This is a genomic window from Solibacillus sp. CAU 1738, assembly GCF_039888725.1.
GTDB lineage: Bacteria > Bacillota > Bacilli > Bacillales_A > Planococcaceae > Metasolibacillus.
In genome coordinates, this window is sequence record NZ_JBDQQN010000001.1 from 583352 (window position 1) to 606348 (window position 22997).

Below are 22997 nucleotides of genomic sequence, written 5' to 3' on the forward strand. Positions count from 1 at the left end.
TGTATATTTTAATTAAACGTTTGTCGAGTGGAAAAAATGACGTTTATTTGAACTTCTTCCATATCAAATTTACTAGAGCATTGTATAATAGATTGGAGGTGATTGCATGTTAAATGTAAGGAAATACTGTTTGGGTCCAGTCCAAACGAATTGTTATATTATTAGTAATAAAAATAAGGATTGCTTAATATTCGATCCAGGTGAGGAAGCAACTCGTATTATTAAAGAAATTCGGGTCAATGGTTTAAAGCCTCTTGCAATTTTTTTAACACATACGCATTTTGACCATATTGGTGCGGTTGATGAAGTACGAGCAGCCTTTGGATTGCCTTTGTATGTACATGAGAAGGAGATTAGCTGGTTGCGTGATCCAATGAAAAATGGCTCTGTTAAGTATGCGGAGCTACTTAATTATATTGTAGGAGAACCTGAGGACTCACATATTATTCGTAAGGAACAGCAGTTTGACTTAAGTGGTTTTAAATTTAAAGCGGTATTTACGCCGGGACATTCACCAGGAAGTATATCGTTTATTTTTGAAGAGGATGGCTTTGCAATCGTAGGGGATACGTTATTTGAAGGTAGTGTTGGTAGAACAGATTTGCTAGAAGGTTCTATGAAAGTGTTACTAAAATCGATACATGAAAAATTACTGACATTACCTGAGGATACTATAATCTATCCTGGTCATGGTGAATATACAACACCAGCAGCTGAAATGGAAACGAATCCATTTTTAAACGGATTCTAAGAACAAATGCGCTAAAGTGCTCATTTACATATGTTGAGCGCTGGAGAGTCCAAATCAACAGTAGAGCTTTACTACTTTTGCCGGAGGGGGCGAAATAACCTCTAGACGATTGCGCTGTAGCTTAACGACAACGAGTATTAAGTAAAAATCTATTGTTTTCTTAACGAATAAAAAACCGACTGAATAGTCAGTCGGTTTTTTATGTATTAATGTCCGCCAGGTGTGTGCATAAATGTTGTATAGTACGTAAACCCAGCAAAGAAAACAGTTAGATAAGCACCGAAAATGTACATGTACATACGTTCTGAAAGGTTTAAGAAGCCTAATAATAAGAACAAACCAGTATTACCTACGAATAATAGCGAAACCTCGTTCATACCACCAAGGTAGAACATAACGGCGAATATACCTGTCCAGAAAGCCATAACTTTATACATATTACTCATGAAAGATTCCCCTCCTTTTACATGCAAATACAATAGTCTCCCATATATTATAAATGATTGTAGTTAAGAATGTAAACCGCTACTTAAAGTCAGTTTGTGACAAACAAGTGGACTTTAATTATTATTCATTATTAGGAACAGTAATTTCATATGTACAAACGTCGCATTCGTGGATCATACTGCCAATTTGTAAAAATTCACTACTTAAAAATAATGCGTCAACTTGCCCGCGTAAGTATGACTCGTGTAATAAACATGATATTTTGCTATATGTTGGTAATTGATTTTGGAAAGGGCAATTGTAAATAACAAATTGTATTTTTTTAACATTGCCAACTTGTTCAACAACTGGAGTATAACCAATCATTGCTGCGCTATCTGTCAGCAGTTTTATTTTTTCATCAAAAGTTTGCGCATTACTTCTCACTTCTTTCGACAACATCATAGTTTTCATCATAGCATGACCATCTGAGTAACTAATTTCTTGTACTTTTTCGATTGCTTCTTCACCAAGTGTATCAACTAATTGTAATAACCAATTTAATAAAAGTGGTTCATCTCGTTTAGGGAATGTTAATGAAACTCCCTGTTCAGTAGTTTTATAAACACGACCTGGTCTACCGCCTTTACCAGTTTTTACATAATCCGCGGTAATTACATTGATTTCATGTAGTTTTGTTAAATGAAGACGGGCTACATTAGGATGGATACTGAATTCATCGGCAATGTTTTGTACGGTGAAATTCTTTTTATGTTTTAACATATACTCATAAATTTGATAACGCGTTTCATCGGCTAGAGTACTTGTAATTTTTAATGGATGTAGCAAGATCATCACCTCATAATTTAGTGTAAATAAAAAACAATTACATTTATTATAGGGTATTTAAGGATGTTTTACATGTTATTTTGTAGAAAAATGTTAGAAGTTGTGACTGTTTAAAGTAAACTTGCTCAATGTTTTTTGGAAAAATTAAAAAATTACTCAAAAATTATATTTGGCTAAAAAAACAGTAGTCAAATATTTAATTTAGAAAAACCGGTTTTTTATTAAATATTTAGACTTTATAATAGCGCTAGATAGCAAATTGGTTCGAAAACACAAAAGCGAGGTGTGTTTAATGGAAATAGAATCAATTATTGTATCAAAAAGTGAAGAATTAATCGGAAAAGCGTTATCTTATGGGGCGTCTGATATTCATTTAGTTCCATCCAGTGAAAACTATGCAATTCTTTTTAGGAAATACAATAAATTAAATCATTTTGGAGAGTTCCCATTTGATTTAGGGTTACGAATTATTACTTACTATAAATTTTTATCGGCGCTAGATATTAGTGAAAAACGTAAACCTCAAAGTGGATCATTTCAAAAGGAACTTGCCCAATCCGTTTATGCATTTCGTATCTCTACATTACCTTCTGTTACAGGTAAAGAAAGCCTTGTTATACGTATTTTAAAGCAAGACGCAACTTTACCACTCTCTTCTCTATGCTATGACCCTACTGTTGCTCAAAAAATAGAGCAGCTAATTCACCATCAACAAGGATTGCTTTTATTTAGCGGAGCAACTGGCTCTGGTAAAACTACATCATTATATTCACTTATTCATTATTGCTGTATGGAATTAAATCGACATGTTATTTCGTTGGAAGATCCCGTTGAAAAAAGTCATGAACAAGTACTGCAAATTCAAGTAAATGAACGCGCAGGGGTTACTTACTCTGAAGGCTTGCGTGCTATATTACGGCATTCGCCAGATGTCATAATGATAGGGGAAATTCGAGACCGCGAAACAGCTCAAATTGCTGTGCAAGCTGCATTAAGTGGACATCTCGTATTGTCCACAATTCACGCGAAAGATACAGTAAATAGTTTATACCGTTTAATGGATTTAGGTATTTCCATTGAAGATCTTCGCCAATCTGTTATAGGTGTTATTGCGCAATCTTTAATAAAATTAGAAGATTCTGATGAGCGCAAGGCGATATTTGAAATATTAAGTGATGTGCATCTTTACGAGGCGATAAAAGCTGTTATTCGAGGTGAATTTTATGCGTTAAATTTCGATCGCACACTTGAAAGTCAATTGTATAAGCTGGAAGGTTTCCATTATGCTCGCTCAATTAAATAAATGGACATACACTGACATTCGTTTTCGCAGACAAATTCAAGTGAGGCAGTTACCTGATTTCTTTCTCCGAATGAGTACTCTTTTAGAGGAAGGTTATACGTTTGCAGATTGTATAGCCATGCTTCTACCATACCATGTGAAAAATTATACGTACTGGGAAGAATTGATTTACAATGCTTTTCGAGATGGTGCTGGTCCAACAAAGATATTTCAATTATTTGGAGTTGATAGGCAGTTTTTAGTAGCCATTCAATTAGCAGAAACGACAGGATTACTTGCAAGTACGCTTCGTGTTGTAGCACATCAAATGGAATTTCAAGAAAATATGAAAACCCGATTAATAAAGCTACTTATGTATCCGATATTACTTTTTATCTTTTTAGGAGGGCTGTTCATTGCTTTTCGACTCTATTTCTTACCGAATATTGAACAGATGGTGTATTCAAGAACACCGACCGAAAAAGCATCTAGTATTCAGTGGACAAAATTTTTCTTACATGTACCTGATTACTTTGTTGTCATATTTGTTTGTGCTGTTGCTATGATTGTAGGGGGATTTTTGTATATCCAGCGCAAGCGTGTCGATATTCAGCTGCATTTACTATTTAGGTTGCCTTTAATTGGTTATTGCTGGCGCTTAGTTTTAACAAGACAGTTTGCCCGCTCACTCGGTAATTTACTAGTGACAGGTATGTCTTTGCAACAATCACTTGAACAACTAAAAGAGCAAATGATTCAGTCCCAACTGGCATATGTGGCATCAGTTATTGAGCGTCGAATTATATTTGGTGATAGCCTCGCGAATAGTGTTAAGGCACTGAGCTTTTTCTTCCCGCATTTTGAACAATTTATTGATCATGGAGAAAAAAGCGGCTTACTTGGGCGTGAGTTGTTAATTTATGCAGAATTACTCGACGAAAAACTTGAAACGATATTAAAATCCGCAACGTTGTTTGTTCAACCAATATTGTTTCTAGTCATTGCTATATGCGTCATTGCAGCATATTTAAGCATTTTATTACCAATGTATCAACTACTCGATATTGTATAAGGAGCGAATGTATGAGAAATGAACGAGGTTTTACTCTAGTAGAAATGCTAATTGTTCTGTTGATAATTTCAATACTAATAATAGTTACAATACCGAATGTAACAAAGCACTTTGCTTCGATTGATAGTAAAGGCTGTGATGCGTATGTCCAAATGCTACAAGGCCAAGTAGAAGCATATAAGATTGACCATATGAAAACGCCTACATTCGATGAATTAAAGGATGAGGGCTATATTGGGGATTCAAAAGCTGAGTGTCCTAGTGGTACTGCGGTAAGTATTGATGGTGATGGTAAGGTAAGTGCAAATAAGAGTGATAGCGATTGAAAAATAATGAACGGGGATTTACGTTAATTGAAATGCTTCTCGTTCTAGCTATTTTCGTTATTATGAGTTTTATCGTTTTTTCTTTCTCACTTGCACACTTGCAGCCGGATCCTTTTGAACGAGCAGTTCGACAGTTTGAATTAGATGTACGTGAAATGCAAGCTTATGCAATGCAAAATAGAGCGCAAATTACTTGTTGGGTCATTAGTGAGATAGAATTTCAATCGTATAGATATGTAGATGGACATTTAATATTAAGGCGCAAATTCCCACCAGGAATGACGGTGAAAATTCACACATATGATAAACGCATTGTATTTAAACCAAGTGGGTCAATTGTAAATTTTGGTACGGTTGAATTCAATTATAAAGATCAAACGGTAAAGTATTCGATTAATTTAGGAAAAGGGAGAATGCGTTTACTTGAGCAATGAAAAAGGGTTGTCATTTATTGAAATATTGTTATCAATCGTTATTATCATTTGCATATGTGGAACGTTACTTCCGTTTAGCTATCATTTGCAAAGAACAACAATTAATAAAGAACTTGAGCTGCATGCTAGTGAAGTAGCGTTAAACGGTGTTAGAATCGTACAACTATATGGCATTACTGGAGGTGTGATAAACATACAACAAGTTGAATACAAGTGGAATTATACTCTTGGGGAAATTTGCGTAAGTTTTAATAATCTTAATGAAGAGAGAGTAAAATGTGTAAGTATATAAAGCGTGTTAGAAACGACGCGGGCTTTACATTTTTTGAAGCATTATTACAACTTGTTGTTCTATTAATATTTTCACAATTACTCTTACTAATTGTGCTATCCATTCCGCGCTTTGATTCTACTGAAGTTTTAGTAGATTTAAACTGGGAATTATTTATTAATGATCTTCAGAAGTATGTTTTAGTTGCTGATGAAATACAAGTTAGAAATAACGGCGATGAGCTGCTGATTGTTCAAGGAGAACAGAAAAATTATATTAGCCAATCAAATGAGATGATTCGTACACAATTGAATTCAGGTAATGAAGTATTGTTTGTCGGTGTTGAATCAATTCAGTTTCAGGAGAATGATAATGAGATAAAGCTAGTTGCTCAATTATTAGACGGCAGAGAAAAGGAGCGGATATTTATTGTACCGCCACCTCAAGAATGAAAAAGGAATGCTATTTCCTATCACGATTGTTCTATTATTTCTAATTACCGGGCTATGTGTGCCATATGTTGCCAGCTATCAAGCACAAATAAAAGCATATAATTCATTGGAATTCGTCAATGTTCGTGCTACGATAAACGTACTAATACAATTGGGAAGTTAGAACAGCTTTTAGTGATAAGAAGGTGATGGGAATTGCGTAAGGTTTATTTAGTAGGGTTCATGGGATGCGGAAAAAGTGCAATTGGGCGTAGATTAAGCTATTTTCTTAAAATGCCATATTACGACATGGACCATGAAATTGTAAGACAGCAAGGAATGACAATACCAGAAATTTTCGAAAAATATGGAGAAGCTCATTTTCGGAAGCTCGAAACTGAGTTTTTACAAAATTTTCGTAATGAAACATGTATTATCGCTACAGGTGGTGGCGTAGCGATGAACAGAGAAAATCGTAAAATTATGCGTCGTACTGGGCTTGTCTTTTTCTTAGATGCAACATTCGAAGATATATATATGCGTATAAAAAATGATAAAAATAGGCCAATTGTAAAAAGCTCTACAAAAGAAGAATTACATCAACTTTACGCAGATAGAAAGAAATTTTATCGAGATGCTGGACATATTCAAGTATTAACGGGAGGACGATCATTAAGAATGATTGTTGAATATATTGCCTTCCAAGTAAATCGATTGAAAGGCGAATAATGTCTGTTTTTTGATTTTGAATGTTCGTCTTTTGATTGATTTTAAAAAAAGATTGCGTTATTGCAATATCTAATGTTAGGATATTGCTAAGAAGTAGTCATTTTGTTTAAAACATAAGTAAAACTTCCTTAAATAGGAGTCTTACTACCTGCTAATGCAGGTAAATAGTCATCGCGGATGATTGTACGGGGAGAGAACGTGAAGTCGCGTCGCCGAAGGAGCAAGTAGGAGAACTATGAATCTCTCAGGCAAAAAGACTCGTACAGGACGCATCTCTGGAGAGTGCTACAAATAGTAGCCACCAAAGGGGAAAGCCTATGATGTGACAAGAGTCAATGATAGGTGTAACTTTCAGGTGCAAGGACAGGGGGATTCCAAGAAAAGGGATTCGTCTGTCTTTTTTTATGCAAAAAACTTTTAAAGGAGGAACTTGGAATGACACAATTAAAACGTACACCGTTATTTGATGAGTATTTAGCTTACGGTGGTAAAACAATTGACTTTGGAGGTTGGGAATTACCGGTTCAATTTTCGTCTATTAAAGAAGAACATGATGCCGTTCGTAACCGCGCAGGATTATTTGATGTATCGCATATGGGGGAAATTTTTGTCGAGGGGGAAGGTGCACTAGACTACTTACAAAAAATCCTTTCAAACGACATTTCAAAAATCCAAATAGGCGGGGCACAATATAGTGCTATGTGTTATGAATCAGGCGGTATTGTAGATGATTTACTTACATATCGTTTAGCCGAAAATCGTTATTTGCTATGTGTAAATGCTGCAAATATTGAAAAAGATTTTGACTGGATGCAACAGCATATAACAGAAAACGTATCGATTACAAACCGCTCAAATGAATTTGCACAAATCGCATTACAAGGTCCACTTGCTGAACAAGTATTGCAAACATTAACAAATACTAATTTACAAGATATTAAGTACTTCAAGTTCCAAGACAACGTAGAAATCGCAGGTCATTCAGTACTAGTTTCACGCAGTGGATACACTGGTGAGGATGGCTTCGAACTTTATGGCGCACCAGAAGCAATTAAAGATCTATGGAATAAAATTTTAACAGCAGGTAAAGATCAAGGAGTTGTACCAGCAGGACTAGGGTGCCGAGATACACTTCGCTTTGAAGCATGTCTACCGTTATACGGTCAAGAGCTATCAAAAGATATTTCTCCACTTGAAGCGGGCATTGGCTTTGCGGTGAAACTTCAAAAAGAGCCGAAATTTATTGGTCAAGAAGCATTAATCGCTCAAAAAGAAGCTGGGCTTGCGCGGAAATCAATTGGAGTGGAAATGATCGGTAAAGGTATTCCACGTCATGGCTATAAAGTATTTAAAAATGGTGCTGAAATTGGTGAAGTTACAACTGGTACTCAATTACCTTTATCGAAGCGTAATATCGGTCTTGCATTAATTGACGCAAAATTTGCAGAAGTAGGAATTGAGCTAGAAATCGAAATTCGCGGCAAAATGGTTCCTGCGGTTACAGTGGCGACACCTTTTTATAAACGTTCAAAATAATATTTGAAAAGAGGGTTCTTATGAAACATCGTTATTTACCAATGACGGAACAAGATAAACAAGAAATGCTAGCAACGATTGGCGTTGATTCAGTAGACGCTTTATTCTCGGACATTCCAGAAAAAGTGCGCTTCCAAGGCCTTTACAATATTAAAGAAGCAAAATCAGAGTCAGCATTATTAAAAGAATTATCACAACTGGCTGCCAAAAATGCGGATACACAAGCGAATGCATCGTTTTTAGGCGCTGGTGTATACAATCACTACAAGCCAGTAATTGTAGATCATGTTATTTCGCGTTCAGAGTTTTACACAGCGTACACACCTTATCAACCTGAAATTTCACAAGGTGAATTGCAAGCGATATTTGAATTCCAAACGATGATTGCAGAGTTAACAGGCATGGATCTTGCAAATTCATCTATGTATGACGGTGGTACATCTCTTGCAGAAGCAGGTATGCTAGCAGCTGGTCATACTCGTCGTAAGAAAATTTTAGTGACTGGCGGGGTACATCCAGAATATAAAGATGTTGTAACAATGTATGCTTACGGACAATCAATTGAAATCGTTACAGTGCCAACAAAAGATGGCGTTACAGATATCGAAGCTTTAAAAGGCTTAGTAGACGATCAAACAGCAGCGGTTATGGTTCAGTATCCTAACTTCTTTGGTCAAATTGAAGATCTTCAAACAATTGGTAATATTGTACACGAAGCGAAAGGTTTATTCGTTGTTTCAGCAAATCCTTTAGCTCTTGGAGTTTTAACACCTCCAGGGAAACTTGGTGCTGATATTACAGTAGGGGATGCACAAGTGTTCGGTATTTCTGAAGCGTTTGGTGGTCCGCACTGTGGATATTTCGCAGTTACGAATAAATTAATGCGTAAAGTACCAGGTCGTTTAGTTGGTGAAACAGTTGATCAGGAAGGCCGTCGTGGTTATGTATTAACATTACAAGCACGTGAGCAGCATATTCGTCGTGATAAAGCGACTTCAAATATTTGTTCAAACCAAGCTTTACTAGCTCTTGCTGCATCTGTTGCAATGACTGCTCTTGGTAAGCAAGGAATTCAAGAAATGGCTAAACAAAATATTGTGAAAACACGTTTTGCGAAAAATGCATTCGAAGCAGCTGGCTTTGAAGTACTTTTCCAGGGCGCTCACTTTAATGAAATTGTAGTGAAAACAAATAAATCTGTAACAGAGATCAATAAAGGTTTACTGGAGAATGGTATTATCGGTGGCTTTGACTTAGGTCGTGTTTATCCAGAACTTGAAAACCATGCATTAATTGCCGTGACAGAGCTACGTACTAAAGAAGAAATTGAAGCATTAGTTGCAGAGATGGGGGCTTACAATGCATAACGAAAACCAATCACTCATTTTTGAAATTACAAAAGAAGGTCGTGTTGGCTACAATCTAGAGCCACTTGATGTACCGGATATCGATTTAGCAGACCTTATACCAACAGGATATGTACGCGAAGAAGCTGCAGAATTACCAGAAGTATCTGAGCTAGATATTATGCGTCATTATACTGCACTTTCTCGCCGTAACCACGGTGTAGATTCAGGTTTCTATCCACTTGGTTCTTGTACGATGAAATATAATCCGAAAATTAATGAAACAGTTGCAAGATTATCAGGATTTGCTAATGTTCACCCATTACAAGATGAGTCAACAGTACAAGGGGCAATGGAACTTTTATACGACCTCCAAACATCTTTAGTTGAAATTACAGGTATGGATGAAGTTACATTACAACCTGCTGCTGGTGCTCACGGTGAGTGGACGGCATTAATGATGATTCGTGCGTATCACGAGGCAAATGGTGAAGGGCACCGTAATAAAGTAATTTGCCCAGACTCAGCTCATGGTACGAATCCAGCATCTGCAACAGTAGCTGGCTTTGAAACTATTACAGTAAAATCTAATGAAGATGGTTTAGTAGATTTAGAAGACTTACGCCGTGTAGTAGGTCCGGATACTGCTGCGCTTATGTTAACAAACCCGAACACATTAGGTCTATTTGAAGAAAACATTATCGAGATGGCTGAAATCATTCATGAAGTAGGCGGTAAGGTGTACTATGATGGTGCAAACTTAAACGCAGTAATGAGTAAAGCACGACCTGGCGATATGGGCTTTGACTGCGTGCACTTAAATCTTCATAAAACATTTACAGGTCCACACGGTGGCGGTGGTCCAGGTTCAGGTCCAGTTGGGGTAAAAGCTGACTTAATTCCTTTCTTACCAAAACCAGTGCTTGTAAAATTAGAAGATGGTACATTCCATTTCGATTACAACCGTCCGCAGTCTATCGGGCGCGTGAAGCCTTATTACGGTAACTTTGGCATCAATGTACGTGCTTACACATACATCCGCTCAATGGGTCCAGATGGCTTAAAAGCGGTAACGGAATATGCGGTATTAAATGCTAACTACATGATGCGCCGTTTAGAAGAATATTATGACCTACCTTACAACCGTCATTGTAAACATGAGTTTGTATTATCAGGTCGTCGTCAAAAGAAACTAGGCGTACGTACATTAGACATTGCAAAACGCCTGCTTGACTTTGGCTACCATCCACCGACTGTATACTTCCCGTTAAATGTAGAGGAAGGTATTATGATAGAACCAACAGAAACAGAGTCTAAAGAAACGTTAGACGCGTTCTGTGATGCGATGATCCAAATTGCGAAGGAAGCAGAGGAGAATCCTGCTATCGTTCAAGAGGCACCGCATACGACTGTTGTATCACGTTTAGATGAAACACGTGCTGCACGTACACCAGTGCTTCGCTATACAAAATAAGAGGCATAATAATAAATGCCCCTGTTAGATGTCAAACATCTTACAGGGGCTATTTATATAGGTAGAAAACCATTGTAAAGCTATAAAATATAAAACTTTTGAGGTAAAGTTGATATTGGATTAATAGATTACAACATAAGATACATCCACCAAAAACTATTTTCGATATTTTACCCCAACTTTTTGAAAGATAATCGAAAAAATAAAAAGGAAGTTTCTCTTGTTAGAGAACTTCCTCTTTGCTTATGCTTTTGATTTCACTTTACCTGTCCAAGTTTTAAAACCGCCTTGAAGTTGGTAAATTTGGTTATAGCCTTTTTTCTTTAGTTGCAATGCAGCACGTGCACTTCGACCTGTGTTTTGGCAGTATAAGTATACAGGAAGATCTGGGCGGATTTCTTTGTATCTCGTATTAAACTGCGTCGATGGAATGTTGCGAGCACCTAAAATATGTCCTGCATCGAATTCTTTCGGTTCACGTAGGTCGATTAATTGTGCTTTACGGTATCCTTGTATAAATTCTTCTTGTGTTAAATTCGTTACAGCTTTTTTTAGTCGCATCGAGTTGATTAGCACATATACAACGATGACCGCAAGAATGATAATAATTGTAATGAGAATATTCACTGCTTGTAAACCCCTTTCTATCTACAAAATCTATTATAAAAGAGATTGTGGCGATAGTCGAGTAAGTTTGCTAAAATGTATATTTTGAGGAGATGAAAATAATGGAGAGTTGGTATTTTATTAATTCAGGACCGTGTACGCCTTCATTTAATATGGCTTTAGATGAGGCGTTACTTGATTGGCATAGTAATGGAGATATTCCACCTATTATTCGTTTTTATGAATGGAATCCTGCTACATTATCTATTGGTTACTTTCAACAAGCGGAACGGGATATTAATTTAGATGAAGTGAAACGACAAAATTTAGGTTTCGTTCGACGCCCTACAGGTGGACGTGCCGTATTACATGATCAAGAGCTAACTTATTCCATTATCGTCACAGAAAGCTATTCTAATATGCCACAAACAGTTACAGAGGCGTATCGTGTGCTTAGTGAAGGGTTATTAATAGGTTTTCAAAATTTAGGACTAGATGCTTATTTTAGTGTGCCAGATACTAAGGAAAAACAAGCAGATTTAAAGCAGCCGAAAAGTGCAGTTTGCTTTGATGCGCCAAGCTGGTATGAGCTTGTAGTGGAAGGGAAAAAAGTAGCAGGTAGTGCACAGACACGTCAAAAAGGTGTTATTTTACAGCATGGAGCTATTTTACTTGAATTGGACGAAGAAAAATTATTGTCCGTTTTTAAATTTCCTTCAGAAGAAGCAAAAGATAAGATGCGAAAAAAATTACCTGAAAAGGCAGTGGCAATGAATCGCCTGTCTTCTACACCATTTACAATTTCGCAATGTGTTGCAGCATTTAAACAAGGGTTCGAACAAGCACTACATATAGAGCTTGTACCATATGAATTAACGAAAGAGCAATTAGAATACGTGGAACAATTAGAAAAAACAAAGTATGCAAATGATTTGTGGAATTATAAAAAATAATAAACGAACATTTGTTTTATTGATTGAAAAAAAATTTCATTTGAAAAATCCTTGTATAATATGGATTGGCTGACATTTTAAAAAAATCAAGACCTTGCGAAGAAAAAGATTTTGATGTAATCTTTTAAAAGTGATTAAATGAACTATATATAGTGCGTTCGTCAAAAATAAAAACACTACATATTGTGTTTTATTGTTTATTTCTCTAAAAAAGGGAAATAGCTTGTTTTAAGAGCATTTTAAAAGAGGAGGCTAGGTAGATGGTAACAATTAACAATCAAACAACTATCTTCGTAGACCAGTTAAACAAGGATATTGAACAATTTCCACAAGTACACCCAGTTACACCGGATATGCATATTACACATAAAGGGGTATCACGTCTTGTGATGATTGACCGCTATTCTTTTAAGGATACGGAGAAGAAGACATTAAAAGCAGGAGATTTCGTCGTTTTAACGGTTAAGGAAGATCCTAAATTCCCAGCACGAGGGTTAGGTATTATTCAATCGATTGATACGGTTGCTAAAAAAGCGACAATTTTAATTGAGGAAGATTTCCGCCATGTCCTCGATAACCCAGAGGAGCAACAATCCGGTATAATTGTCCGTTCACTAGATATTATTGAAAAACCACTTGAAATTTATTATGAGCAAATTGCGAAACGTAATGCTACAGGACTTTCTAGTGTAGAGAAAACAGAGGAAGACCGTCAAAAATGGTTCAATAAGTTTTATGAACAGCTTGTAAGTTTAAAGTTCATTCCAGCCGGTCGTGTAATCTACGGAGCAGGCTCTGAGACGGATGTAACATTTTTTAACTGTTACGTAATGCCATTTGTGGCGGATAGCCGCGAAGGTATTAGTGACCACCGTAAGCAAGTAATGGAAATTATGAGCCGTGGTGGTGGCGTTGGTACGAATGGTTCTACACTTCGTCCGCGCAATACTTTAGCACGCGGTGTCAATGGTAGATCATCTGGTTCTGTATCGTGGTTAGATGATATTGCTAAGCTAACTCACCTTGTTGAACAGGGTGGCTCAAGACGTGGGGCACAAATGATAATGCTAGCAGATTGGCATCCAGATATTGTGGAATTTATCATTTCAAAAATGCAAAATCCACGTATATTACGTTATTTAATGGAAAATACGACAGATGAATCTATTATCCGTTTAGCGAATGAAAAATTGAAATTCAAGCCTTTATCGCAACAAGAGGAAGCGATGTATCAAGGCATTGTAAATTATAAAAATATCGAAGGTTTCGGTGGATTTAACGAAGCAATTATTCGTGATGCTGAAACAAAACTGCGTGATGGCGGAACTTATTCTGTTCATAATCCTGAGTTTTTAACGGGTGCTAATATTTCAGTAACATTAACAAATGAGTTTATGGAAGCAGTTGAAAACGATGAAGATTTCGCACTACGTTTCCCAGATGTTGCAAATTACTCACCAGAAGAAATGGCTATTTACAACGAACAATGGCATGAAGTTGGCGATGTTCGTGAATGGGAAGCAATGGGACATGCTGTTCGCACTTACCGTACAATTAAAGCACGTGAGCTATGGAATTTAATTAATATTTGTGCAACATATGCTGCAGAGCCAGGTATTTTCTTCATAGATAATGCCAACGAAATGACAAATGCGGTAAGCTATGGTCAAAAAGTAGTTGCAACGAATCCATGTGGGGAACAACCACTTGCACCATATTCTGTATGTAATTTAGCAGCTGTGAACTTAGCGCAGTTTGCTCAAAAAGATACGAAAACTGTCGATTACGAGGCACTACGCGAAACGGTTCGTGTTGGAGTACGTATGCAAGATAATGTAATTGATGCAACACCTTACTTCTTACCTGAAAACAAAACGCAAGCACTAGGTGAGCGCCGTGTTGGTTTAGGAGTAATGGGATTAGCAGATTTACTTATTTATTGTGAAAAAGAATATGGTTCTGAAGAAGGTAATAAGCTTGTGAATGACATTTTCGAAGTCATTGCAACAGCAGCTTATGAGCAGTCGATAGAGCTAGGTAAAGAACGCGGCAGCTTCCCGTTCCTACAAGGTGAAAATGCGGAAGAAACAGCACGTTTACGTCAAGCGTTTATTAACACTGGTTTTATGCAAAAAATGCCGGAGCATGTGCGCCAAGGCGTCCTAGAAAACGGTATTCGTAACTCGCATCTATTAACAGTAGCGCCAACTGGTTCTACAGGAACGATGGTAGGGGTTGCGACAGGTCTTGAGCCATACTTCTCATTCACTTATTACCGTTCAGGTCGCTTAGGTAAATTTATCGAAGTGAAAGCAGAAATAGTTCAAGAATATTTACAAAATAATCCTGATGCAGACGAGCAAAACCTACCAGAATGGTTTGTTTCTTCGATGCAATTATCTGCAGAAGCGCATGCGGATGTGCAATGTATAATTCAAAAATGGATTGATTCTTCAATTTCTAAAACAGTAAACGCACCAAAAGGGTATACAGTAGAGCAAGTACAAAAAGTGTACGAGCGCTTATACCATGGTGGTGCAAAGGGTGGTACTGTGTATGTTGACGGCAGCCGTGATACACAAGTATTAACACTAAAAGCTGAAGAGAATACGGAAGAACAAATGTCATTTGGAGAAGAGTTTGTTCAAGAGGAGATTGCACGACCAGTTGTTTTAGTTGATACAATTGCGCCTCTAGCACAAACAAACGTTACAATCGGTTCAGAAGTAGGGAATACATGCCCGGTATGTCGTCAAGGAACAGTCGAGGAAATGGGCGGCTGTAACACATGTACAAACTGTGGCGCACAATTAAAATGCGGTTTATAAAATAACGAAAGTAGTACGTAGTGTAGATTTGAAATAAGTCGTACCGTATAGCCCCTTTAGATTTTAGTAATCTAAAGGGGTGTTTTTATGTCAAAAAGAGCTAGAATACCACAAGTCTAAAAATGGAATAAAGAAGGTCGTGCTACAGAGATAGGTGCATAACATGGGACAAACAAAAACACCTTTCATTGAATAACGGGTATTTAAACCCGAAATACTCAATGTAGATGTGTTTTTTTATGGGAACAAGATAAGGTTTTCTTACTGTCTAGAAAAAGACAGGCAGTGTCACGGTTAGCTGTACAAGTTATTAAATTAATAGTTTAAAGTTAAAGAGCATTTCTTTGCATGAGGAATGTTATTTTTTTTTCTTTAAACAGCAACCTACAATAAAAATATTATTTAATTTAATAAAAATTTATTGTAAAACGATAAAATGTGTATTAAAATCAGAATAAATATGTGAGGTGTTTTTTATGGAAAAAGTAACAACGTTGTTTTTAAAAATAGCTGTTATTCTTTTAGGGATCCCAATTATTGCTCTGTGCATCTTTTTGGTGCCTGAGATGGCGAATTTTGTAGCAAAATTGCTTCCAGAGTTTGCTTTTTTAAAATATCTTGTTTTCATCGCTTTTGATGCATCGGCGATTCCTTTTTATTTTGCTGTGTATCAGGCTCTCAAACTCTTACGCTATATTGACCAGAATAAAGCTTTCTCCGATTTATCTGTAAGAGCTTTAAAGAAAATCAAATACAGTGCAATCACAATCAGTATTTTGCATGTGCTAGTTTTGCCGCTCTTCTATATCTTTGCAGAAGTAGACGACGCACCGGGAGTTATCTTTGTTGGATTAGTTGTTCCTTTTGCATCGATGGTTATCGCAGTCTTTGCGGCTGTTCTCCAAAAACTTTTACAAGAAGCAATTGATATCAAATCAGAAAATGATTTAACGGTCTGAGGTAAATAACAATGGCAATTATTATTAATATTGATGTAATGTTAGCAAAAAGAAAAATGAGCGTTACAGAACTTTCGGAGCAGGTTGGCATAACAATGGCGAACCTTTCTATATTGAAAAATGGAAAGGCAAAGGCGATTCGATTATCCACTTTAGAGGCAATTTGTAAGGCTTTAGAATGTCATCCTGGAGATATTTTAGAATACAAAAGTGACGAAGACAGTTAAACATTGTGGAGGAAACTTAATATAAAAATTATTATGGGAGGTATAACAATGGACATTAACAATTTGATTATTAAAAATATTGATAACCCTCATGAGCTGGAGAGAATGTATAGAAAAGATCCGAAAGGTTTTAAAAAATCATTCTCTCATGCATGGGAACAAAATCCTGATTCTCAGGTACTTGGCGTTTGGTATGAAAGATTGCATTTCAAGGAGGTAGAAAATACAGAGAAATCTACCTTTCTTCAAAAAGGTTTCTTATTCATGGGCATTCTAGCTATTCTGGCCGGGATAAGCACAAGGGTCATTTTCCATTTTGTCGAACAGGAAGCAATTGCTCCAATAAACCTGGCTTTTGGTATAATTCCCTTTATTGCTGCGTATTTTGTTTACAATAATACTCCGAAAAAAAGTGTTATTTATTCCCTTGCAGCGTTGTTCCTAATTTCCGGTTTTTATCTTAATATGCTGCCATTAAATTATAAAGATAGTATTATCCTTGCTTATTTACACCTTCCCATATTCTTATGGGTATTGGTAGGGGTTGCATTTACAGGAAATGAATATTCAAAAGGCAGTACAAGATTAGCCTATATTAAATTTAATTTGGAATATTGTATTCTCTACGCCAGCATGGCAGTTAGCGGAATGGTGCTAGCAGCATTAACGATGCAATTATTTAGCTTTGTTGGCTTGGATATAGAAGACTTTTATTTTAGTAATGTCGTATTATTTGGTGCTGCCTCTCTCGCTATTGTGGCTGCATACCTAGTATCAACGAATTTTAAACTTGCTAAGAATATTACACCATATTTAGCTAAAATTTTTAGTCCTCTTGTCCTGGTTACATTGGTGGTCTATCTTATAACGGTTATATGGGTCGGAAAAAATCCATTCTTGGACCGTAACTTCCTGATAGCTTTCAACGGAATACTCCTCGGTGTATTGGCCATTACCATATTTTCCATTACCGAGAGTGACTCAGACGAGAAAAAGAACATTTCAGATTATATAAATTTTGCCTTAATTGTTCTTGCGCTTATCATTGATAGTGTGGCTTTGTCAGCTATCGTGTTCAGACTTTCTTCTTATGGGATTACGCCTAATAGACTTGCTGTTTTAGGAGTAAACATACTTATCTGTGGAAATCTAATTTGGATTATGCTCTCCTATATGCGTTTTCTACAAAACAAATCGGGACCTTCAACTATCCAAGATGCCGTTACTAAGTATTTGCCAGTATACGGACTTTGGGCAGCTTTCGTTATATTTACTTTTCCTATAATTTTTAATTAGAAAGGCTCTGTTAATGTAACGAAAAGCTAATCTTCTATAACGTATAAAATTTTTAGAGCCGATATTATGCAGCTTTTTGTACAGAGTTGCATAGTTTTGGCTTATTTTCATTATTAAAGTGAATGTTATGTATGCCCTAAAATGTGGGTTTAAATATAGCTGTATGCCTCAAATCCTGAAAAGCTCAATAAAATTTCTATTAAATAGGCAAACTTGAACAAGATACTTTTAATGGTATTGAACTAAAAGGAAGTATTTAGTAATGTGTAAATTAGAGATGTAAAGAAAGGGGAATCTATATTACACATATGGAATACTTTGAACTGATTACTTAATTGGATAGAGAGGCGATGGCGATTCTTGATTTTAAGGATGCGTTTATTTGTCTATCTGAAATCATTCAAGGGATTCATGGTGTGGACAATTAAATTCCCATTACCAAGCAGATACCTTTGTATATCTGCTTTTAATTATGGGTAAAAATACATCTCTATTGGACAATAGTAGCGTTCCTATATTGGGGGGATTTTAATGACAAGTCAGTACGAAAACGAAGAAATACTAACAGGAGGGAATGTCTCTGACGTGTATCGTTCAGGAGATACTGTGAGACGAGAATTAAAGCCAGAAAGTCCTAAAATCCATAAGCTATTAAAGCATTTGGAGAGCAAAGGTTTCAGTTATGCACCAAAGTTTTTAGGTATTGATGAAAAAGGAAGAGAGATATTATCGTTTATTGAAGGAGAAGCAGGGAATTATCCTATAAAAGAGTACATGTGGTCTAATGATGTCTTAATAGAAATAGCGAAAATGCTCCGTCTTTATCATGATTCTGTAAGTGATTTTTCATTTGATGATAGCTGGCAATCATTAGATAACACTCCCCAACAATTTGAGGTCCTATGCCATAATGATTTTGCAATATACAACATTATATTTAAGCATGAAAGACCAATAGGTATTATTGATTTTGATGTTGCTGGACCTGGTCCAAGACTTTGGGACATAGCATATACTCTTTATACTTGCGTCCCCTTAAGTAGATATTTTCTTCCTGAATCAGATGAGGAAGTAGTTTATTATAATTCCTTACAGCATGCTAACCGTATAAAACAAAGAGTTAGATTATTTTTTGAATCATACGGTGAGGAAATAGAAGAAGATTATTTGGAAATGGTATTGCTACGATTAAAAGGGCTATGTAATACAATTACGAGAAAAGCCAGTGAAGGCAACATTGCTTTTCAAAAGATGGTAGATGAAGGGCATGTTGAACATTATCAAAACGAAATTAAATTCATCCGCAAGCATGGGAAAGAATGGATATAATAAAGTTTTGAACTAAATGAATAGTAATAGCGTTAGGCCTAGCGGGTTTAACGCTATTTTTGTTTTTTAGAACGTGACTACTTATGTTTATTTGAATACTCCGATCTGCCGGAAGTGTATTTTAGGTATTTTTTACAATAATACTAAAAAATAAATAAATAATTGCAACTATTTTAATTATGAATCGACTCATTTGTAAGGAAGATGATGCAGGGAGCTTAAAAGTATGTCTAAAAACAATCCATTAGAACTGATTGAGGAAGTATACAATGAACATTATCGTTATTTGAGGAACTTATTAATAGGGTTAACGAAGAGTAATGAAATTGCTGATGATATTATTCAGGAATTGTTCGCAAAGATTTTAGTTACGCCAACAAGTATTCTTAAAGTGAACTATATGAAAAGTTGGTTAGTCAAAAGTGCAAAAAATACACTGATTGATTACTACAGAAAAAAGAAACCTGAGTTGTTAAGTGACGAAAATATTATTGAATTATTATTGATTGACAATTTTACTCCAGAAGTAAGTGTAATTATCAATAACGAATTAGAAACAATTTTAAATGAGTTTTCTGCTACTGATAAAGCGATTATCCTTGCTAAAGAACATTATGGTTATAATTATCAAGAAATTAGCGAACTGTTAAATTTACCTGTATCCACGTTAAAGTCCAGAGTTTTTAGAATAAGAAAAAGTATAATTAAAGAGAGGTAGTCAAATGAATGAGTATAAAAAAATTCATCTGTTAGCCCATGAATTAATCCCAGTGATTAATGATTTAGATGATGAACCTAAACAAATTATTTTGGATCATATTAAAGACTGTGATGATTGTAAGGGACTATATATCAATACTTTGGAATTTGATGCAAGCATTCCTACGCTAGATTATTCGAATGAGGTAGAATTAAAGCCTTTGAAAAAATTAGTACAGTTTAACACTGGGCTGAAATTATTATTGATTGCGATCCGGGCAGTGATTTTGTTCTACATTTTATATTCAAGTTTTAGTTTTTCTAGTGTGGATTCGGTGGATCTTTCTTTCATCCAGTCAGCTTTATTTTTATTTTATACACCTGCTGCAATCTTTCTTTTGATATTCACGTTCACTTTTTTCACAAAAAAATGGTTGTGGATTTCCTTACTAACTGATTTATTTCTCGTCATGTTCTTGAGTAAAATTTTGCAGTTATTCTTTTGAAAAAGGGGAGGTATTCACATGGTGTATTTAATTATTCTAATTGGGATGTTTTTAGGATTTATTTTTTTTACATTCACTTTTATTGCATCGAAAAAAAATGGTAAATATTATTTAGCGCCAATTATCACTTTCCTGATGGCTATTGGCATTACCGCATATGGAATTTTCTTTATTGGTGGATTTGAAGGTATGGGTTATGGATTATTGGCAACAGGATTTCTATTTATTAGTATTATTGGGACGTTATTATTACCTTTATTCATTCGGAAAAAATCTTCACAGCAATTTAAAAAAGGCGATAAAATTAGTCTTTTCATTTTACCAATCGTGTTTTTCTTAACAATCGGATTGATAATTTATTCTGATAAGGGATATTGGATAATTGAACAAGGAGAAACTAGCGGAGAAAAAGAAGGCTACAGAATTTCTACTATATTGGAAGGTAGAAAAGAAGTTTTATTAATATTAGGCGAAGAATATTTAGGAAAAGAAATTGTGGTAAAGAAAGTAAGTCGACGTGGTCCTACAAAAATCACGGTGGAAATTGTTGAAGGTAATAATAAAAACAAAGCGCCTTTTATTAAGATAGGTCTGGATGAAATTAATGAACCTTTAAAAGTTCAAACAACAGATGGCGTTATTTTCAATTCAATAATGGTTAAATAAGCAATTAATGTATCTAGTTTTATAATTACACCAATTACATCAACTTTTGAAGCCGATAGAGCGTATTAGTTATTTAAGAGCAGAATAGCCAATACAAGTTGATTGAAGTGGAAGGCGCGACACTCCTGCGGGAACAGTACGGGCGGAAAATCCATTTTTGCGGCGATCCGCCGCAAAAATTAGTTGAAGCCGTGCCTGCGGAAAGGGAGCGCCTGGAACGGAAATTAACGGTTTGTAATATATTTTTTGGGGGGGATAATATGCTAATGTACTTGATTAAATTCCTCAAACTACTAGCTGGATTAACTAAACTAATTCTCTTCTAAAAGCATTTGTATCTGACAACTATAGTATTCCGTATTTAAAAAATCATTGAATAACTCTACTTCAATGCAGCTTTTAACATTAATATTATTTTCTTTTATATAATTGAGCATTTTGTTTATATTTTCCTTCTCGTCATCCTTACTATAAGATAAGGTTAAATACTTGCCCTTAGGTAATATCATTATACTATTATCATCTTCTATACTATAATTTTGCTTTAGCCCATTAAATACATAAATCGGTTCTACATCTCCATTATTATTAAAATTATATATTATTCCTCTCTCCATAGTCATTTTTAAATTATGTTCTGTAATAACTTTATCTAAATCAGAATAATAAAGTAACTCCTTAAAACTACCCACTTCTTTACATGGAGCAAAAATTATATAACGCTCTTCTAAAACTTCGATTTTTATTTCATGATTATTTAATATTTCCTTAGAATGCTCGACAAAAGTATTAAAATCATCAATATTATTAATTACTTCTTGCATCTTATTTATATTTTCATGTGCTTCACATTTTTTTAGTTTTAAAAACTCTAATAGCTCATCCGTATCACATTTTTTAAAAACCTCTTGAAGTTCCGCTATACTAACCTCTAAAACTCTACACCATTTTATAACATCAATATAAATAAATTGATCTAAAGAATAGTATCTATAACCAGTTGTATCATCGATATATCTAGGGATAAGAATACCTACCTTATGATAATATCTTAAAGCTTTTATTGTAATTCCTTTGATTTTAGCAACTTCACCAATAGAATATAAATTTTTAATTAAAATCACTTCCTTATATTTCAAAATAATTTATTGTAGACTCTACCCTTAGGGGACATTTTATTATAGCTATATGCTAGTTACAACATACTTAAACAAATTTTATTTATATGAAAGGGTAGTGTAAAAACATGGATAACTTAGCATATAGAGAATTAACTAAAAAAGATTATGAACGTGTTAAAGAATTGATTTGTGAAGCATTTGGGTTTGGTGAATTTATTGAGGATAAGAATTTTTTAGATTCAATATTAAATATTTATCTCCATAGTTGTATTTTAGATAGTTCGTTTAGTAAAGTTGCAGTAAAAAATAATAAGGTGATCGGTGTTATTTTAGGTAGTGCAAAAAAGGATAAAAAACGCCTTCCTAAGTCTCAAAGTATTTTAGTCATAGCCGCTGCATTTTTTAAATTAATGATAACTAGCAAAGAGAATAAAAAATTATTTAAAGAATTTATAAAAATCCAAGAAATTTATAAAGAAATTATCCAAGGAAAACAGGATTCTTTTCAAGGGTGTATACAATTATTTATTGTATCCGAAGAATCTAGAGGGCTAGGTGTTGGTAAAACTTTGATCAATTATTTATCTAATTATATGCAAAGTATGGAAGTGGAGTCTATGTATCTATATACAGATACTAGATGTAACTATGGATTTTACGATAGCCAAAACTTTAATCGCTTAAATGAAAAGGAAATATATTTGGATTCAATCCAGGAAAACCTCCATATATTTCTATATAGTTACGACTTCAATTAAGATAAATATAAGAGGCTCTGGGTTGGTACGTCGTATTATGTAGTTTAAAGTCTGTACTTGAAAAAAGGTTTAGGAAACCTGTGCTGTAAACCAATTAGACGTCTATTTCTATTCGAAATAGA

25 protein-coding genes and 1 riboswitch are annotated in these 22997 nt (G+C 35.1%); of the genes, 21 read left to right on the forward strand and 4 right to left on the reverse strand.

The features are described from left to right. The first annotated feature begins 106 nt into the window (after positions 1 to 106). Positions 107 to 751: an MBL fold metallo-hydrolase gene (locus tag AAFN87_RS02960; RefSeq protein WP_347789488.1), complete on the forward strand. Its 645-nt coding sequence runs from the start codon at positions 107 to 109 to the stop codon at positions 749 to 751. A gap of 206 nt (positions 752 to 957) precedes the next feature. Here the strand turns inward: AAFN87_RS02960 and AAFN87_RS02965 are convergent, their stop codons facing one another. Both AAFN87_RS02965 and AAFN87_RS02970 read right to left on the reverse strand, forming a co-directional pair. Then, entirely contained in the window at positions 958 to 1197 is a 240-nt protein-coding gene (locus AAFN87_RS02965; protein WP_347789489.1) for a DUF2626 family protein, read from the reverse strand. Between the two features lie 121 nt (positions 1198 to 1318). After that, entirely contained in the window at positions 1319 to 2032 is a 714-nt protein-coding gene (locus tag AAFN87_RS02970; protein WP_481886436.1) for a helix-turn-helix transcriptional regulator, read from the reverse strand. Between the two features lie 286 nt (positions 2033 to 2318). Here AAFN87_RS02970 and comGA point away from each other — a divergent pair, with 286 nt between their 5' ends. From comGA to gcvPB, 10 genes are all read left to right on the forward strand, one after another. Then, positions 2319 to 3329: a competence type IV pilus ATPase ComGA gene (gene comGA / locus AAFN87_RS02975; RefSeq protein WP_347789491.1), complete on the forward strand. Its 1011-nt coding sequence runs from the start codon at positions 2319 to 2321 to the stop codon at positions 3327 to 3329. Beyond that, positions 3310 to 4380 (forward strand): competence type IV pilus assembly protein ComGB, encoded by a 1071-nt coding sequence (comGB, locus tag AAFN87_RS02980; RefSeq protein ID WP_347789492.1) that lies wholly within the window; start codon positions 3310 to 3312, stop codon positions 4378 to 4380. Before comGA ends, comGB begins: the two co-directional genes overlap by 20 nt. A gap of 11 nt (positions 4381 to 4391) precedes the next feature. Beyond that, a complete protein-coding gene (comGC, locus tag AAFN87_RS02985; RefSeq protein WP_347789493.1) occupies positions 4392 to 4706 on the forward strand; it encodes a competence type IV pilus major pilin ComGC in 315 nt (104 codons plus the stop codon). Then, positions 4703 to 5140 (forward strand): competence type IV pilus minor pilin ComGD, encoded by a 438-nt coding sequence (gene comGD / locus AAFN87_RS02990; RefSeq protein ID WP_347789495.1) that lies wholly within the window; start codon positions 4703 to 4705, stop codon positions 5138 to 5140. The genes comGC and comGD overlap by 4 nt, the downstream gene beginning before the upstream one ends. After that, positions 5130 to 5432, forward strand: a complete 303-nt coding sequence (locus tag AAFN87_RS02995; RefSeq protein WP_347789497.1) for a hypothetical protein — start codon at positions 5130 to 5132, stop codon at positions 5430 to 5432. The genes comGD and AAFN87_RS02995 overlap by 11 nt, the downstream gene beginning before the upstream one ends. Further along, positions 5417 to 5863 (forward strand): competence type IV pilus minor pilin ComGF, encoded by a 447-nt coding sequence (locus AAFN87_RS03000; protein WP_347789498.1) that lies wholly within the window; start codon positions 5417 to 5419, stop codon positions 5861 to 5863. The genes AAFN87_RS02995 and AAFN87_RS03000 overlap by 16 nt, the downstream gene beginning before the upstream one ends. A gap of 195 nt (positions 5864 to 6058) precedes the next feature. Beyond that, positions 6059 to 6571: a shikimate kinase gene (locus AAFN87_RS03005; RefSeq protein WP_347789500.1), complete on the forward strand. Its 513-nt coding sequence runs from the start codon at positions 6059 to 6061 to the stop codon at positions 6569 to 6571. A gap of 177 nt (positions 6572 to 6748) precedes the next feature. Next, positions 6749 to 6841: riboswitch (glycine riboswitch) on the forward strand. A 165-nt stretch (positions 6842 to 7006) separates the two neighbouring features. After that, on the forward strand, positions 7007 to 8107 hold the full coding sequence (gene gcvT / locus AAFN87_RS03010) for a glycine cleavage system aminomethyltransferase GcvT (RefSeq protein WP_347789501.1): 1101 nt from the start codon (positions 7007 to 7009) through the stop codon (positions 8105 to 8107). 20 nt (positions 8108 to 8127) lie between these two features. Continuing rightward, positions 8128 to 9474, forward strand: coding sequence for an aminomethyl-transferring glycine dehydrogenase subunit GcvPA (gene gcvPA / locus AAFN87_RS03015; protein ID WP_347789502.1), 1347 nt, complete (start codon positions 8128 to 8130; stop codon positions 9472 to 9474). Then, the gene (gene gcvPB / locus AAFN87_RS03020; RefSeq protein WP_347789503.1) at positions 9467 to 10927 is read left to right on the forward strand and encodes an aminomethyl-transferring glycine dehydrogenase subunit GcvPB; all 1461 of its coding nucleotides are present in this window, start codon (positions 9467 to 9469) and stop codon (positions 10925 to 10927) included. Before gcvPA ends, gcvPB begins: the two co-directional genes overlap by 8 nt. A gap of 243 nt (positions 10928 to 11170) precedes the next feature. Here gcvPB and AAFN87_RS03025 read toward each other — a convergent pair whose 3' ends face one another. Continuing rightward, complete coding sequence (locus AAFN87_RS03025; RefSeq protein ID WP_347789504.1) at positions 11171 to 11554, reverse strand: rhodanese-like domain-containing protein; 384 nt, start codon at positions 11552 to 11554, stop codon at positions 11171 to 11173. A 101-nt stretch (positions 11555 to 11655) separates the two neighbouring features. Here AAFN87_RS03025 and AAFN87_RS03030 point away from each other — a divergent pair, with 101 nt between their 5' ends. From AAFN87_RS03030 to AAFN87_RS03070, 9 genes are all read left to right on the forward strand, one after another. Then, a complete protein-coding gene (locus AAFN87_RS03030; protein ID WP_347789506.1) occupies positions 11656 to 12486 on the forward strand; it encodes a lipoate--protein ligase family protein in 831 nt (276 codons plus the stop codon). 260 nt (positions 12487 to 12746) lie between these two features. Further along, on the forward strand, positions 12747 to 15314 hold the full coding sequence (locus AAFN87_RS03035; RefSeq protein ID WP_347789508.1) for a vitamin B12-dependent ribonucleotide reductase: 2568 nt from the start codon (positions 12747 to 12749) through the stop codon (positions 15312 to 15314). A 476-nt stretch (positions 15315 to 15790) separates the two neighbouring features. Next, the gene (locus AAFN87_RS03040; RefSeq protein WP_347789509.1) at positions 15791 to 16273 is read left to right on the forward strand and encodes a DUF2975 domain-containing protein; all 483 of its coding nucleotides are present in this window, start codon (positions 15791 to 15793) and stop codon (positions 16271 to 16273) included. Between the two features lie 11 nt (positions 16274 to 16284). Further along, the gene (locus AAFN87_RS03045; RefSeq protein ID WP_347789511.1) at positions 16285 to 16500 is read left to right on the forward strand and encodes a helix-turn-helix domain-containing protein; all 216 of its coding nucleotides are present in this window, start codon (positions 16285 to 16287) and stop codon (positions 16498 to 16500) included. 48 nt (positions 16501 to 16548) lie between these two features. Continuing rightward, positions 16549 to 17796, forward strand: a complete 1248-nt coding sequence (locus AAFN87_RS03050) for a DUF4153 domain-containing protein (RefSeq protein ID WP_347789512.1) — start codon at positions 16549 to 16551, stop codon at positions 17794 to 17796. Positions 17797 to 18327: 531 nt separating this feature from the next. After that, positions 18328 to 19125: a phosphotransferase gene (locus tag AAFN87_RS03055; RefSeq protein ID WP_347789514.1), complete on the forward strand. Its 798-nt coding sequence runs from the start codon at positions 18328 to 18330 to the stop codon at positions 19123 to 19125. A 226-nt stretch (positions 19126 to 19351) separates the two neighbouring features. Beyond that, positions 19352 to 19843, forward strand: coding sequence for an RNA polymerase sigma factor (locus AAFN87_RS03060; RefSeq protein WP_347789516.1), 492 nt, complete (start codon positions 19352 to 19354; stop codon positions 19841 to 19843). A 4-nt stretch (positions 19844 to 19847) separates the two neighbouring features. Beyond that, positions 19848 to 20330, forward strand: a complete 483-nt coding sequence (locus AAFN87_RS03065; protein ID WP_347789518.1) for a hypothetical protein — start codon at positions 19848 to 19850, stop codon at positions 20328 to 20330. Positions 20331 to 20348: 18 nt separating this feature from the next. After that, positions 20349 to 20996, forward strand: a complete 648-nt coding sequence (locus tag AAFN87_RS03070; protein WP_347789520.1) for a YesK family protein — start codon at positions 20349 to 20351, stop codon at positions 20994 to 20996. A 311-nt stretch (positions 20997 to 21307) separates the two neighbouring features. On the opposite strand, the gene AAFN87_RS03075 is transcribed toward AAFN87_RS03070, so the two are convergent. After that, on the reverse strand, positions 21308 to 22111 hold the full coding sequence (locus tag AAFN87_RS03075) for a MerR family DNA-binding transcriptional regulator (protein WP_347789953.1): 804 nt from the start codon (positions 22109 to 22111) through the stop codon (positions 21308 to 21310). A 131-nt stretch (positions 22112 to 22242) separates the two neighbouring features. On the opposite strand from AAFN87_RS03075, the gene AAFN87_RS03080 reads away from it, so the two are divergent. Then, positions 22243 to 22875, forward strand: a complete 633-nt coding sequence (locus tag AAFN87_RS03080) for a GNAT family N-acetyltransferase (protein WP_347789521.1) — start codon at positions 22243 to 22245, stop codon at positions 22873 to 22875. Positions 22876 to 22997: the final 122 nt, after the last annotated feature.

What these genes read in the sequence shown, in the direction of transcription:
- AAFN87_RS02960 (WP_347789488.1), top strand. Translation starts at nt 107, where the DNA reads ATGTTAAATGTAAGGAAATACTGTTTGGGTCCAGTCCAAACGAATTGT.
- AAFN87_RS02965 (WP_347789489.1), bottom strand. Translation starts at nt 1,197, where the DNA reads ATGAGTAATATGTATAAAGTTATGGCTTTCTGGACAGGTATATTCGCC.
- AAFN87_RS02970 (WP_481886436.1), bottom strand. Translation starts at nt 2,032, where the DNA reads ATGATCTTGCTACATCCATTAAAAATTACAAGTACTCTAGCCGATGAA.
- comGA (WP_347789491.1), top strand. Translation starts at nt 2,319, where the DNA reads ATGGAAATAGAATCAATTATTGTATCAAAAAGTGAAGAATTAATCGGA.
- comGB (WP_347789492.1), top strand. Translation starts at nt 3,310, where the DNA reads ATGCTCGCTCAATTAAATAAATGGACATACACTGACATTCGTTTTCGC.
- comGC (WP_347789493.1), top strand. Translation starts at nt 4,392, where the DNA reads ATGAGAAATGAACGAGGTTTTACTCTAGTAGAAATGCTAATTGTTCTG.
- AAFN87_RS03000 (WP_347789498.1), top strand. Translation starts at nt 5,417, where the DNA reads ATGTGTAAGTATATAAAGCGTGTTAGAAACGACGCGGGCTTTACATTT.
- gcvT (WP_347789501.1), top strand. Translation starts at nt 7,007, where the DNA reads ATGACACAATTAAAACGTACACCGTTATTTGATGAGTATTTAGCTTAC.
- gcvPA (WP_347789502.1), top strand. Translation starts at nt 8,128, where the DNA reads ATGAAACATCGTTATTTACCAATGACGGAACAAGATAAACAAGAAATG.
- gcvPB (WP_347789503.1), top strand. Translation starts at nt 9,467, where the DNA reads ATGCATAACGAAAACCAATCACTCATTTTTGAAATTACAAAAGAAGGT.
- AAFN87_RS03030 (WP_347789506.1), top strand. Translation starts at nt 11,656, where the DNA reads ATGGAGAGTTGGTATTTTATTAATTCAGGACCGTGTACGCCTTCATTT.
- AAFN87_RS03035 (WP_347789508.1), top strand. Translation starts at nt 12,747, where the DNA reads ATGGTAACAATTAACAATCAAACAACTATCTTCGTAGACCAGTTAAAC.
- AAFN87_RS03040 (WP_347789509.1), top strand. Translation starts at nt 15,791, where the DNA reads ATGGAAAAAGTAACAACGTTGTTTTTAAAAATAGCTGTTATTCTTTTA.
- AAFN87_RS03045 (WP_347789511.1), top strand. Translation starts at nt 16,285, where the DNA reads ATGGCAATTATTATTAATATTGATGTAATGTTAGCAAAAAGAAAAATG.
- AAFN87_RS03050 (WP_347789512.1), top strand. Translation starts at nt 16,549, where the DNA reads ATGGACATTAACAATTTGATTATTAAAAATATTGATAACCCTCATGAG.
- AAFN87_RS03055 (WP_347789514.1), top strand. Translation starts at nt 18,328, where the DNA reads ATGACAAGTCAGTACGAAAACGAAGAAATACTAACAGGAGGGAATGTC.
- AAFN87_RS03060 (WP_347789516.1), top strand. Translation starts at nt 19,352, where the DNA reads ATGTCTAAAAACAATCCATTAGAACTGATTGAGGAAGTATACAATGAA.
- AAFN87_RS03065 (WP_347789518.1), top strand. Translation starts at nt 19,848, where the DNA reads ATGAATGAGTATAAAAAAATTCATCTGTTAGCCCATGAATTAATCCCA.
- AAFN87_RS03070 (WP_347789520.1), top strand. Translation starts at nt 20,349, where the DNA reads ATGGTGTATTTAATTATTCTAATTGGGATGTTTTTAGGATTTATTTTT.
- AAFN87_RS03080 (WP_347789521.1), top strand. Translation starts at nt 22,243, where the DNA reads ATGGATAACTTAGCATATAGAGAATTAACTAAAAAAGATTATGAACGT.